At 54.2% G+C, this 12,528-nt stretch carries 12 protein-coding genes and 1 tRNA gene; 9 read left to right on the top strand and 4 right to left on the bottom strand.

The window, feature by feature from the left end; genetic code table 11:
- The first annotated feature begins 9 nt into the window (after positions 1-9).
- The 4 genes from HOO88_06780 (at position 10) to HOO88_06765 (ending at position 4,860) form a co-directional block, all read left to right on the top strand.
- Positions 10-516 (top strand): DUF2271 domain-containing protein, encoded by a 507-nt coding sequence (locus tag HOO88_06780; protein ID NOU36458.1) that lies wholly within the window; start codon positions 10-12, stop codon positions 514-516.
- A 21-nt stretch (positions 517-537) separates the two neighbouring features.
- Positions 538-1,785 carry a hypothetical protein gene (locus tag HOO88_06775; protein NOU36457.1) on the top strand — a complete coding sequence of 416 codons (1,248 nt, stop codon included), beginning with the start codon at positions 538-540 and terminating at the stop codon, positions 1,783-1,785.
- 116 nt (positions 1,786-1,901) lie between these two features.
- On the top strand, positions 1,902-4,046 hold the full coding sequence (locus tag HOO88_06770) for a tandem-95 repeat protein (protein ID NOU36456.1): 2,145 nt from the start codon (positions 1,902-1,904) through the stop codon (positions 4,044-4,046).
- A 37-nt stretch (positions 4,047-4,083) separates the two neighbouring features.
- On the top strand, positions 4,084-4,860 hold the full coding sequence (locus HOO88_06765) for a hypothetical protein (protein ID NOU36455.1): 777 nt from the start codon (positions 4,084-4,086) through the stop codon (positions 4,858-4,860).
- A gap of 12 nt (positions 4,861-4,872) precedes the next feature.
- Here HOO88_06765 and HOO88_06760 read toward each other — a convergent pair whose 3' ends face one another.
- The gene (locus HOO88_06760) at positions 4,873-5,025 is read right to left on the bottom strand and encodes a universal stress protein (protein ID NOU36454.1); all 153 of its coding nucleotides are present in this window, start codon (positions 5,023-5,025) and stop codon (positions 4,873-4,875) included.
- Positions 5,026-5,249: 224 nt separating this feature from the next.
- On the opposite strand from HOO88_06760, the gene trpE reads away from it, so the two are divergent.
- Genes trpE through HOO88_06740 form a run of 4 tightly spaced genes read left to right on the top strand, consistent with a single transcriptional unit; the run spans position 5,250 to position 8,955 of the window.
- Positions 5,250-6,773 (top strand): anthranilate synthase component I, encoded by a 1,524-nt coding sequence (gene trpE, locus HOO88_06755; GenBank protein ID NOU36453.1) that lies wholly within the window; start codon positions 5,250-5,252, stop codon positions 6,771-6,773.
- On the top strand, positions 6,770-7,333 hold the full coding sequence (locus HOO88_06750) for an aminodeoxychorismate/anthranilate synthase component II (GenBank protein ID NOU36452.1): 564 nt from the start codon (positions 6,770-6,772) through the stop codon (positions 7,331-7,333). The genes trpE and HOO88_06750 overlap by 4 nt, the downstream gene beginning before the upstream one ends.
- A gap of 3 nt (positions 7,334-7,336) precedes the next feature.
- A complete protein-coding gene (locus HOO88_06745; protein NOU36451.1) occupies positions 7,337-8,119 on the top strand; it encodes a TatD family hydrolase in 783 nt (260 codons plus the stop codon).
- Between the two features lie 11 nt (positions 8,120-8,130).
- A complete protein-coding gene (locus HOO88_06740; GenBank protein NOU36450.1) occupies positions 8,131-8,955 on the top strand; it encodes an SH3 domain-containing protein in 825 nt (274 codons plus the stop codon).
- A 65-nt stretch (positions 8,956-9,020) separates the two neighbouring features.
- Here HOO88_06740 and HOO88_06735 read toward each other — a convergent pair whose 3' ends face one another.
- From HOO88_06735 to HOO88_06725, 3 genes are all read right to left on the bottom strand, one after another.
- On the bottom strand, positions 9,021-9,464 hold the full coding sequence (locus HOO88_06735; protein ID NOU36449.1) for a hypothetical protein: 444 nt from the start codon (positions 9,462-9,464) through the stop codon (positions 9,021-9,023).
- 48 nt (positions 9,465-9,512) lie between these two features.
- Complete coding sequence (locus HOO88_06730) at positions 9,513-10,451, bottom strand: hypothetical protein (protein NOU36448.1); 939 nt, start codon at positions 10,449-10,451, stop codon at positions 9,513-9,515.
- 314 nt (positions 10,452-10,765) lie between these two features.
- A tRNA-Arg gene (locus HOO88_06725) sits at positions 10,766-10,842 on the bottom strand.
- Positions 10,843-10,988: 146 nt separating this feature from the next.
- Here HOO88_06725 and HOO88_06720 point away from each other — a divergent pair.
- Entirely contained in the window at positions 10,989-12,524 is a 1,536-nt protein-coding gene (locus HOO88_06720) for an SIS domain-containing protein (protein ID NOU36447.1), read from the top strand.
- The last annotated feature ends 4 nt before the right edge of the window (positions 12,525-12,528 follow it).

Raw genomic sequence — 12,528 nt, 5'->3', positions numbered from 1 at the left:
AGGGATGGTATGAAGAAAAGAAGTAAAATGGTTTTGGCGCTGGCTCTGCTGACGGCACTGCCGGTTTTTTCCGCTCTGTACGCCGACAGCGCCGGCAAGACGCTGGATATGACTTTTTCGGTGCGCAACGGAACCGGCGATGAGCCGATGATTGTGGTTTGGCTGGAAAATGACACCGGCGATTTTGTTCAGACGTTGCACATTTTTTCCAAAAAGAAAGAGTACTACAAAGACATGCTTGGATGGCTTTTTAAATCCAAGACCAAAGAAAAGCCCGCTGACGTCGATGCCGTGAGCGGCGCGACCATTCGGTGGAACAAAACCGGCACCTTTAGCGTTCCGGCGCAGATCGGCAGTCATGATCTGCTGAGCGGCGCCTATGTTCTGCGAATCGAATCCCGCAAGGATAAAGGCAGCCACTACCGCAACTTTAAAATTCCTCTTCCGGCGGGCTATACCGGCGGCGTGCACGAAGACGAAGGCTATGTGAAGTCGGTTGAAATTAAAGTGAAATAAAGCGGAACAGAAAGAGAACTCATGAAGAAAAATACATTGAAAATCCTAAGTGCTGCCGTTCTGCTGACCGGCTTGTTGAGTTTTTCTGCCAGAGCCGATGATGCCAAACCGATTTCAGCTGGCGAGCAGGGCGACTATGTGGCCCGCCTTGAAGCCGCGTTGAAAAACGCCAAAAACGAGCTGGGTGCTGTTCAGGCGCAGGCCGCTGAACAGAGCCGCCGGATAGCGGAACTTGAAGGACAACTGAAAACTGCGAGCACCGCGCCGATGGTTGCCGCTGACACAGCACAGATTCAGCAGGAGCTGAAAACTTCGAAATCCCGGATTAACGAGTTGGAAGAACAGTTGTTTGTTGCCACGGATGGCAAGGGTGTAAAGGGCAAGGAAGTTGCCGAAGTTCTCCCCGAAGGAACGTATGAGTGGACTGAAAATATGCGCCGCACGCCGGTAGGCGTGCTGTTCCCGAAAACCGCCACCATTCCGAAGGGCGACATTTACGCACGTTTTGCCCATACGTCACAGAATCAAACTTTTGCAAAAGGAGGGAGCGGGGATCCCTTTAACGACCTGCTAGGACTCGAGTCTGGCGTGAAAGTCGGTATCCTGTTCGGCTATGGCATTACAAAAAACTGGGATGTGATGATGCAGCGCGTAAATGGCCGGCAACACTATACAAAGGATCCAGTGACATTCGAACAAGGATCCTATGACCTGTGGGATTTTATGACAAAGGTGAAGCTACTCGATGAGAACAAGCAGGGTGTTGACGCATCGCTGTCGGTAGGAACAACAGCTTTTTGGCAGGATGACGGCAAAGCGAAATACGCTGGAAATGGTGCGTTGCTGTTTGAAAAATCATTCTGGCGGTTTCGTGCAGGGAGTGGCTTGCTTTATACTTCGCTGTCTACCTTCGAAGGTGCCAACAGTCTTCAGGATGGTAAGGCACTGAACAAAAGATATCCGGGCGAAGTTTCCGATCCTTTTAGTAACGTGGAAGGTTCGAGTCATACAATGGCAATTCCAGTCAGCCTGAGCTTTGCATTGACGAAAAGTCAGCAGCTTTTCGGAGAAATGGCGTTTCCAGTTAGTGGGTATGATACGGGCAATGGGCCATCCATGGCAGCGGGCTGGCGTTATAACACCCATACTCATGCCTACAGTATCTATCTGAGTAACACTGCTAACGGCAGCTTCAACTCGACCTTTACTGGCGGCTACAAAAACAACCAGTTGGATCTTTTTGGATTCGATATTTCGATCTTCTTCTAATCTGGAGAACTGAATTAAACAGACATAACAGCAGGTGAAGTATGAAAATAAATGTGACAATTTCGATAATCTTAATTCTGGTTTGCGGGCGAGCCTTTGCGGCAACCGAATTCAATATGACTTTTAACACAGCCGCTCCGGGGGGGCAGTATGCGCAGCAAAACGTAGTTGCTGTATGGGTAACTCAAACGAACAGTACGATTGTAAAGACGATTCTTCGCTACGGAGAAACGCGGAAAACTTCTCTGAGCACGTGGAATGCTGCCGATGGAGCATCTGTTGATGGAAAGATGGGTGCCACACGTTCTAGTCATGCCGCGCCAAGCCCGATGACAGCTACTTGGGATTTGAAAGATAAGTTAGGAAACGTTGTTCCGGATGGAACTTACTTTATCAAGCTGGAATGTGCGGATGGCAATCGGCAGGCGTACTCTTTTAATTTTGTAAAGAATAGCGCGGCGGGCACGCGTACTGATACTGGAAATACCTATTTTAAAAATATATCCATTGCCTACGCTCCACCTGTCGCAAACACCGCGCCGGTGGCGAACAGTCAGAGTGTGACCAATGCCGAAGACACGGCGAAGGCCATCACGCTTACCGCTACGGATGCACAAAGCAACACGTTGACGTATGCGATTGCAACCAGTCCGATTCACGGAACGCTTAGCGCTATTACAGCCACCAATCAGATTACGTACACGCCGGCAACCAATTATTATGGCGCGGACAGTTTCACTTTTACAGCCAAGGACGCCAGTTTGACCAGTACGCCTGCCACAGTTTCGATCACGGTGATGCCGGTGAACGACCCGCCGGTAGCGCAGAACCAAAGCGTGACCAATGTGGTGGAAGATACCGCCAAGGTGATTACGCTGGTTGCCACGGATGTGGAAACCAACGCATTGACCTATGCTATCGTCAGTAATCCGGCGCACGGAACTCTTGGTGCGGTTTCGTCCAATACCGTCATCTATACGCCCGAGACGAATTACTACGGTTCAGACAGTTTCACTTTTCGGGCGAGTGATGCCAGTCTGACCAGCACGCCCGCCACGGTTTCGATTGCTGTGACACCGGTCAACGATCCGCCGGTGGCGCAAGGACAGAGCACATCGACGGCTGAGAATACAGCCAAGGTAGTCACGTTGGTGGCGACGGATATTGAAACCAATGCGCTGACGTACTCCATTGTTGCTAATCCGTTACACGGTACGCTTGGTGCGGTTTCGTCCAATACAGTCACTTATACTCCGGCGACCAATTATTATGGTGCGGAAAGTTTTACATTTAAAGCCAACGACGGTTCTACTGATTCGGTTCCGGCAACGGTTTCGATCACAGTAACACACAGTAACCTGCCGCCAGTGTCGCAGAATCAGAGTGTGACCAACGTGGTGGAAGATACGGCAAGGGTGATTACGCTGGTGGCGATTGATCCCGAAACCAATGCGGTGACTTATGCTGTGGTGACGGCTCCAAGCTTTGGGACACTCAGCACGATTTCGTCAAACACCATCACCTACACTCCGGCGACGAATTATTACGGTTCGGACAGCTTTGCGTTCCGGGCCAGCGATGGAGTTTTGACCGGCAACACAGCGACGGTTTCGATCACGGTGACACCGGTCAACGACCCGCCGGTGGCGCTGGCACAGAGTCTGACCGCGACCGACGGAATCCCGGTGTCGGTCACGCTGACGGCAACGGATGCTGAAACCAACGCGCTGACTTACAACCTTGTCTCGCTGCCCGTGAACGGGCATCTGGTTGGAACACCGCCTTCGCTGACCTATATTCCGGTACGAGGTTTGAACGGTTCGGATTCGTTCACGTTCAACGCTTTTGACGGAACGGTCATTGGCAACACGGCGACGGTATCCATTTCGCTGGTCTTCATAGACAGCAGTAGCAACGGCATTCCGAACAGCTGGAAGTCAGCATACGGCGTCACCGATGCCAATGCGGACCCGGACGGTGACGGTGCGTCCAACTATGCCGAATATATGGCGGGTACCAATCCGACGAATAAAACTTCTGTGTTCGCTGTGAATGTTCCGCAGCTGACCGGCGGAACCAACGTGGTGATCCGGTGGAGCAGTGTTCAATACCGCTTTTACACGGTTCAGATGTCGTCGAATCTGATCAGCGGATGGAACACGTTGACGAGCAACAATGTTGCCACGCCGCCGCTGAATGTTTATACAACAACTGTTAATCAGGCTGGGTCCGGATTTTACCGGGTACGGCTGGAACGGTAAGCTGAACGCAGATAAAACTCCGGATCAGAACGATTGAATGAAAATAATTTTTTGTAAGCCCTTCCGGAGAGTTGTTGCCGTAAGTCTGTTTATTTTACTGGCGGGCGCGATGAAAGCCCTGCCAGCAGAAGAAGCAAGTCCGGCGACACACCCGACTTCGGCGTGGATTGTCAGCCCGCTTTTCGGAGTCGCTGCAAACGAGAATTTAAAAAACGGACAGACCGATATGAGCCCGGAGTCCGGTCTTTTTGTGATGTATGCCTCGCCGCGCTTCGTATTAAACAACACGACGTTTTTTACGGACGTGAACCAGAGCGAGGTCTGGGGAAATATTTCATCGGTCAGCCTGTACGGCGATCCAAAAGCGAACCTGACCTGGTATCTGGGCGGCAGTTATGTCTGGCATCAGATTCAGACCCGCACCGTCAAAGTGACCATCAGTGAACCATTGGGGAAAGTCGGTGTGGTTTGGCGGATCCGCCCGATACACTTGTCAATCACTCCGTACGTCGGATATGCGCCCGAAACCGTGACCACCCAATTCCCGCCAGCCTGGGGTCTGAAGGCCGATCGAGACCGTTCCGATATTGCCGTGTACGGAATTTCAGCCTACTGGCACTGGCGGATGCTCGGTGCCGATGCCAAGTATTATCTTTCGAACGATCTCGATCACGGCACACTGAACAGCACGTTTCGCGTGTGGGCAACCGCCATGTTCAATAAACGGGTAGGCGTTTTGGGGCGCTTCGAATACACCGAACAGAACACCAGTAAGGACACGTCGGTTATGTTCGGCCCCGTGTTTGTTTTTTAGCTGTGACGCAACCTAAGACGGTTCGGATTTAAGCAGCAGCGGAATGCGGATTTTGTGTTTCAGGCTTTCTGAAACGCTCCCGGAAAGAATGTCACCAAGAAACTTGTGGCCGTGTGTGGCCATCGCGACGAGATCGTAGTCGCCGGTTTCAATTTCCTTGAGGATCTGTTCGTCCGGCTCCGAGGAACCCCGGCCCGAGAAAACTCAGGAACTGTTTGAGCGGAAATCCATTCTGGGCGGATGATGCGGCGGCCATGAGCCGTTTACAGCAAATCATCTGCATATTCCGTGACGCTTTTTTGCGGAAGATTTTTTCAATGTTTGGGAACGGGAAACTTGCGCCAGCCCGCCGTTGCGGGTACAAAAGCGCTTTAAAACAAGGTGTTTCAATGAGTGTGCAACCGGATAGAAAAGCGTTTTTGAAAAAGGCGAAGCAGGGGAACCTGATTCCGGTCTGGAAGGAAATCCTAGCCGATCAGGAAACGCCGGTTTCCGCCTATGAACGCGTACGGAAATTTCTGCGCGAAAAAGACCACGCCTCGCACACCTGGATGCTGGAAAGCGTCGAAGGCGGCGAGCATATCGGGCGCTACTCTTTCATCGGCGGAAATCCGCGCGCCATCCTCCGCGCACGCGGCTCTGTCACCGAAATCACCGAAGACGGCGCAACGACGAAAGTCGCTGACGCCGACCCGCTCAACGCGCTCAAGGCCTATATGAGCCGCTATCAGCCGGTACACGATCCGGCGCTTCCGCGTTTTACCGGCGGGGCCGTCGGCTTTATCGGTTACGACATGATTTCCGTTTTCGAGCCGCGTGTGCCGGTGATCAAAAAAGACGTCATCGGCAATCCCGACATGGTGATGATGATCACCAACGCCATCATTATTTTTGATCGGGTCAACCACACCATGAAAGTGGTTGCCAATGCCTATGTCGATGGCAACCCCGATAAAGCCTATGACGAAGCGCTGGCGGAAATTGATGAACTTTGTGAAGCGCTGCTGCAGCCGGTTGGCCGTGTGCTGATCGAAGCACATCTAGATGTCGCGCCGATCGAGCCGCAGTCCAACACCACTCCGGACGAGTTTCGCGGCATGGTGCGCAAGGCGCAGGAATACATCCGTTCCGGTGACATTATCCAGACCGTGCTTTCACAGCGTTTCGAAGTGGAGAATACGGCAGATTCGCTGGATGTTTACCGTGCGTTGCGCGCCGTCAATCCGTCACCCTACATGTTTTGTCTCGATCTCGCTGAAAGTGCACTGGTCGGTTCGTCGCCCGAAGTTCACGTACGCTGTGAAGACCGCCGGATTGAAGTCCGTCCGATCGCCGGAACTCGGCCGCGCGGCAAAACCGAAGCGGACGATCTGGCTCTGGAAAAAGAACTGCTCGCCGACCCGAAGGAACTGGCCGAGCACGTTATGCTGGTTGACCTCGGACGTAACGACATTGGCCGCGTCTGCGAATTTTCCAGTATCAAAGTGCCGGAGCAGATGGTTATAGAGCGCTATAGTCACGTCATGCATATTGTTTCCGACGTGACCGGAACGCTTTCGCCGGAGCACGACGCCTATGATGTTATGCGCGCCACATTTCCTGCCGGAACCGTCAGCGGCGCGCCGAAAATCCGAGCGATGGAAATCATCGCCGAACTCGAAAAGTCGAAGCGCGGCCCGTACGCCGGAGCCGTCGGCTACTTCAGTTTCGACGGCAATCTGGATTCCTGCATCACCATCCGTACCGTCGTGCTCGACAAGAATAAAGCCTACGTTCAGGCTGGCGCCGGCATTGTCGCCGACTCGGTTCCGGAAATGGAATATCAGGAAACCCGCAACAAAGCCCGCGGCATGATGAAAGCCCTCGCGCTGGCCAAACACTACGCCGCCGCGCGGGAAGGGGTGGCAAAATGATTCTCGTGATCGATAACTACGATTCGTTCACCTACAACCTTGTACAGTATCTTGGTGAGCTGGGCGCGGAGATGAAAATTTTCCGTAACGACAAAATCACCGTCGCCGAAGCCGTCGCGCTCAAACCGGAAAAAGTTTTAGTCAGTCCAGGCCCGTGCTCGCCGCGTGAAGCCGGAATTTCGTGCGACATCATCCGCGAATTCGGCCCGCGCGTTCCGCTGCTCGGCGTCTGCCTGGGTCATCAGGCGATCGGCGACGTGTTTGGCGGCAACGTCGTTCGCGCCGCGCGGCTGATGCATGGCAAAACCTCGCCGATTCTGCATCACGGCGAAAGCGTTTTTAAAGGCCTGCCGAGTCCGTTCAATGCCACGCGCTATCATTCGCTGATTGTCGAACGAGAAAGCCTGCCGTCCTGCCTGAAGATCACCGCCGAAACGGCTGAAGGCGAAATTATGGGACTGATGCACACAACACTTCCGGTGCACGGCGTCCAGTTTCATCCAGAATCCATTCTCACCGAGCACGGCAAAGAGCTCCTCCAGAACTTTCTGGATATGTAAGTCATGTATTTCGATACGCACGTCCATTTTGACGACTTTGTGAAGGACGGCACGCTGGAGCGCGTGCTGGAGCGCGCGGAAGTTTCCGGCGTCTGGAAGATGATTGCCGTCGGCGGCTCGCCGGAAGCCAACGCACTGGCACAAATGCTGGCTGGAGCTTTCCCGAAAAGAATCTACGCCGCCGCCGGTTACGACCGGCATATGGCGTCCGGACCGATTTACGACATTACAGCACTGCGTGAACTGGCGGCAAAAGATTCAACGGTTGCTATCGGCGAAACCGGGCTCGACTATTTTTACGAACCGGAAAAAGCCAAAGAGCAGAAACGGCTGTTTTTCCAATGTCTTGAAACCGCCATCCATTTTCGTAAGCCGGTGATTGTTCACACGCGCGACGCCGACGATGACACGTTGGCGATGCTCACCGATTTTTCCCGGCACTGGAAAGGTGATCCGGCGCGGCGCGGCGTGGTTCACTGCTTTACCCGTGACCGGAAGATGGCGAAGGCGCTGCTCGATCTCGGTTTTTATATCAGCTTCAGCGGCATCGTCACTTTCGCCAATGCCGATCCGCTGCGCGAAGTGGCGAAGTTTATTCCTGATGATCGTTTATTGATCGAAACGGATGCACCATATCTGGCGCCGATACCGCATCGCGGCGAATGTTGCGAGCCGGCTTTCGTGGTTGATACTGCCAAACGGCTTGCCGAACTGCGCGGCTGTGAAGTAGAGTCGCTGGCGAAAACGACCGCACAGAATGCGATCCATTTGTTCGGACTGGAATAGGAAAAGACGTTATGAAAAAAATTCTGTTTGCACTCATTGCGCTGACCGCCGTTGCGTATGCGGAAGAGGCTGCTGTCAAAGTAAAGGTAGTCGGCGATCGCGTCAGTCTGCGCGCCGTGCCGGACACCAACGCCGTTCTACTCGGTCGCACCATGCTGGGCGACGAACTGGTTCTGAAAGATAACAGCAATCCGGAATGGGTCGGTATTCTGCCGCCCGAGACGATAGACCTTTGGGTGAGCGGCGAGTTTGTCAGCGATAAAACGGTGCGGACGGAACTGCTTAATATCCGTTCCGGCCCGAGTTTAAGCCACAGCGTAGTCGGCACAGCGAGCAGCGGAACGGTTTTGAATGTTCGCGGAGAAATCGCTCAGTGGTTGAAGATTGCGCCAACTTCCAACACGACGGTTTGGGTCAGCCGCAAATATGTTGATGCACCCGGAGCTGTGATAACTGAGCCTGTCGCGGTGCCGTCATCGACGCAGAAAACTCAGACGGTCGTTCAGGCTGTTGCGGAGCCGACCGTTCAGGAAGTCATGACATCCATCTCAGCGGCATCGAAGAAGAAGCTCGTCGAAGATTCCTCCAAGCTGCAGGGCGTCGAGGGAACCTATTACGGCGTATTGCGGCCGTTCGACGGTACGCTTTATCAGCTGGTGGATGATCACTTTACGGACATCACCGTCTGTTATGTTCGCGGGAATGAGGCTCAAATGAAAACGTTTACCGGTATGCGACTTCAGATCACCGGCAAAGTTTACTGGGTTGAAGGGATGGATCTGCCGGTGGTTAACAAGCCGACACGAATCAGACTTCTTCCAACAGAGAAAAAATAGAAATATTGTTCATCCGCGATCATCTGCCGTCGTTCCATTTGTAGCCGAGGGCCTTGACCTCGGTTTTATAGATAATGAACATGTCCTTTGTAAGGCCATTGATCGGCATCGAGCACCAGCCCCGCACGCACCGGATTCTGCCGGACATAATTCCACTTTTCCGAATAGGATTCGTTTGATCGAAGTAAGTGGTCGAAAAATTCTTTTTGCCAAACAGGGGCGCTAATCCCTAAAAGTGCGGTCAACTCCTTTGCGCTCCACTGCTTCCATGCACCAATCATTTGCGAAAGTGTGGTCGTGCCAGACGCATCCGTGCAGAAGAAATGAACGTGGTCAGGCATGATCACATACGAGCCGATTGCCCATCCGTACAGATCCAGAGATTTATCCCAGTGCTTCCGCAAAATCTCGTGTACAGCCGGAATAGTTAGAATTTTCCGGCGCACGTGAACACAGGCCGTAACAAAATAACGCGGGTGGCTTTCCCAAATCCCGGTCAGACGTTTCATGTGTTTATGCGTGTCCATTTCATACACATCCGCGATCACGGATCGCGGCTACAATTCGGCTTTGCAGAGCTCGTAAAAGTTGCAGTTTTTGCATGAGGCCGGATCGGCCGCCAGTTCCCACTCCTCCTTCGGGAGCGGTGCGTTTCTGGATCGATCAAAATCAACCAGATATTCCGTCATTTCCGCCACGGAATCTTCGATACGCGCTTCGAGCAGTTTGAAATCTTCGGCGGTCAACTGGAACGGGGCGACCAGACCTTCGTTTAGATATTCGACGTAGAGGAACGTATCTTCGGGTTTGGCACGGAATTTTTCACGAGCCCAGAGCGCGTAAAGCCCCAGCTGCTCGCGGTGCGATTCTTTTACCTTGCCGGCTTTCCAGTCGTGAATATGAAACTGTCCTCCGACGCGATAAGCGTAATCCGGAATCACATACATCTTCACACCGTTGAACTCGATGCTCTCCGGGTCGCCGCCCATATCCGGCGTTTTAACCGGCAGTTCCTGTTCGCGGGCGACGGTTCCAATTCTCGGAAGAACCTTGCCGACAAAATTGATAATGCAGTTTTTGATCTGACCGCTCATCTGCTCGGCGACCGCTTTTTCATCGCCCATCACGCCGTAATAATGTTCGCGCAGACAGCAGAACTTTTTCGGATCAGTCTTCCATTCGCCGCGTTTGGATTCCGTCCACTTCTGGCGCAGGAAAGGACGGGCGACGGTTTCGAATGCTTCGTCGGCAGTAATCGGATTGCCAGCCTGATGCTGGCGCAGAATGCGCATGACTGAATTTTCTGCTGCCTGACCCATCAAACCCCAGCGGTTATCCATCTTATTGAGCTGGTAGGCCTTTTTTGTTTCCGGAGAGGCGTTCTTTTCCCAGCCGCCCCACATGCCGTACTTGCTCCAATAGCGCCGCCGCCGGCATTCGTCGAAATCCGCCGCTGCGCTGAACGACCACGAAAAGGTATTTTCCAGTTTTCCCATGCCGGAGAATCTAGCTGTCCGCCGTTGCTTTAGCAATAAGCGATGAACTGGCACGCCAGCCCCTTCGACTCTCTTCGTTCGCTCAGGGTATTCGTCTCGTTCGAAGGGATGGCCTGCCATGAGCGAGAGAGTGAATCGAACGAGTCGAATGGTACCCCGGGCGGGATTGCCACTCCCTTTGGTCGTTGCTTCACGAATGTGAAGCCCAGCTCACCTGCGGCTCGGTTGCCATTCCGCTTCGCTTCATTGCTTCACGTTTGTGAAGCCTGTCTCGGCCTTTGGCCTCGGCGCGAACCCGATGGTTCTCATCCCGCTGGTACCCCGGGCGGGATTCGAACCCGCGACCTACGGTTTAGGAAACCGTTGCTCTGTCCAGCTGAGCTACCGGAGCGACGGGGCGAACTATGAAGGATGAACGATGAAAGATGAAAGCGGATTTTTTCCAACCATTGGAAAAGAGTTGCCGGCCTCCGGTACCGGAGGACTGATCAGGGGGATGCTCGACAAGAATGAGAGAGCTGTGGTATTCGAGAGTCTATGCTGAATGCTATTGACCAAGCGGAAAAGTTCCTGAAGGTGGCCGGCGAATTTAGTCTAGGAGACCTGCCCACCGAGCAGTCTCATCCCCTGACGGCGGATCTCTCCCGCCTTTCACAGGAGGATTTGCGCGCCGCGTTTAACCGATTGCGGGAGGTAGACCTCTTAGCGCTGTCGTGCTTGTGTGGTGAGGCGGAGAGGATTGCGGAGCTTGCTCAGTGCATTGCGGACACCTTTGCCTCCGGAGGACGGCTGTTTATTGCGGGATGCGGCGCTACGGGACGGCTTGCCCTTACCGTCGAAATGCTTTGCCGGAGCGGCGTGCTGCCCCCGGAACTGCGGGAATCCGTAATCGGATTCATGGCGGGCGGTGATGTTGCGCTGATCCGTTCGATTGAGGGCTTTGAGGATCACCCCGAATATGGAGCGCGACAATTAACGGAACTGGGCTACCGGGATGGCGACATGCTCGTGGGTGTGACGGAAGGCGGGGAGACGCCGTTTGTCATCGGTGCGGTCCAGGCTTCGATTCCGCTTTCGATCCGCGCGCCGTGGTTCTGTTACTGTAATCCCGACGACGTGCTCAGGCGTGTCGCCACCCGCTCGCGTGAAACGCTGGATGACCCGCGCATTCGAAAGCTGAATCTGACTGTGGGGCCGATGGCTCTCGCGGGCAGCACACGCATGCAGGCCACCACCGTCCAGTTGGCGGCCCTGTTGATTGCTATCCGGCATCGTGACCGTCCTGGCATGATCGGGGAGGAACTGGAGCGCCTGATGGCAGCGATAGAGCGATTGAATTATGCAGAGTTGGCGCCGCTGACGGAGGCCGAGAGTGCCATTTACCAGAACGGGGGCCATGTGCTTTACTCTACCCGCGAGTATGGACTGACAGTGTTGACCGACACCACCGAGCGCGCCCCGACATTCAGCCTCGCCGCATTTGAGAACCTGCAGGACACCAGTCTGCCCAAATCGCTTTGCTACCTGACGCTTGCCGAGTCACGGGACAGCGCCGGTGCCTGGGATGCCCTCCTTGGGCGAGGGCCGCGCACGCTCGAATGGCAGGAAACGCGCAGCATAACCGGCAGGGACTGGCTGCTTGGGTATGACATTTCCAACCATGCCCGTGCGCACCGCGAGGCGCGATGGGGCTCTGCCGCGCATCTGTTTTCGATTGAGGACGGCAGCAGCAGTGTCCGTTTCGCCCTTGATGACATTGCGGTCGCGGTACCGATGCCTGCCGATGTGATTCAGCGCAACCTCTGCCTGAAGGTGCTGCTCAATGCGCATTCCACGCTGATGATGGGCCGTCTTGGCCGCTACGAGGGAAACCTCATGACCTGGGTAAAGCCGAGCAATAACAAGCTGATCGACCGGGCGATCCGCTATGTGCGCGAACTCCACTGCAGGCGTTGCGGACGCAGACCGGATTACTCTATGGTGGCGCACGCGCTGTTTGAGGCACAGGCGTCGTTGCAGCCTACCGAACCGATTGTATTGAAAACGCTGGAGAGAATCCGGCAGGAGGGATGAAATA

This window comes from Kiritimatiellaceae bacterium, assembly GCA_013141415.1.
Lineage (GTDB): Bacteria > Verrucomicrobiota > Kiritimatiellia > Kiritimatiellales > Tichowtungiaceae > Tichowtungia.
The sequence above is the reverse complement of the archived record's forward strand: the minus strand, read 5'-3'. Positions and strand labels throughout refer to the sequence as shown.

Bases quoted from the DNA above. Each gene is read 5' to 3' on its own strand.
- HOO88_06745 (NOU36451.1), top strand. From the start codon at position 7,337: ATGTATTTCGATACGCACGTCCATTTTGACGACTTTGTGAAGGACGGC.
- HOO88_06780 (NOU36458.1), top strand. From the start codon at position 10: ATGAAGAAAAGAAGTAAAATGGTTTTGGCGCTGGCTCTGCTGACGGCA.
- HOO88_06720 (NOU36447.1), top strand. From the start codon at position 10,989: ATGCTGAATGCTATTGACCAAGCGGAAAAGTTCCTGAAGGTGGCCGGC.
- HOO88_06735 (NOU36449.1), bottom strand. From the start codon at position 9,464: ATGAAACGTCTGACCGGGATTTGGGAAAGCCACCCGCGTTATTTTGTT.
- HOO88_06730 (NOU36448.1), bottom strand. From the start codon at position 10,451: ATGGGAAAACTGGAAAATACCTTTTCGTGGTCGTTCAGCGCAGCGGCG.
- HOO88_06740 (NOU36450.1), top strand. From the start codon at position 8,131: ATGAAAAAAATTCTGTTTGCACTCATTGCGCTGACCGCCGTTGCGTAT.
- HOO88_06750 (NOU36452.1), top strand. From the start codon at position 6,770: ATGATTCTCGTGATCGATAACTACGATTCGTTCACCTACAACCTTGTA.
- trpE (NOU36453.1), top strand. From the start codon at position 5,250: ATGAGTGTGCAACCGGATAGAAAAGCGTTTTTGAAAAAGGCGAAGCAG.
- HOO88_06775 (NOU36457.1), top strand. From the start codon at position 538: ATGAAGAAAAATACATTGAAAATCCTAAGTGCTGCCGTTCTGCTGACC.
- HOO88_06765 (NOU36455.1), top strand. From the start codon at position 4,084: ATGAAAATAATTTTTTGTAAGCCCTTCCGGAGAGTTGTTGCCGTAAGT.
- HOO88_06770 (NOU36456.1), top strand. From the start codon at position 1,902: ATGACTTTTAACACAGCCGCTCCGGGGGGGCAGTATGCGCAGCAAAAC.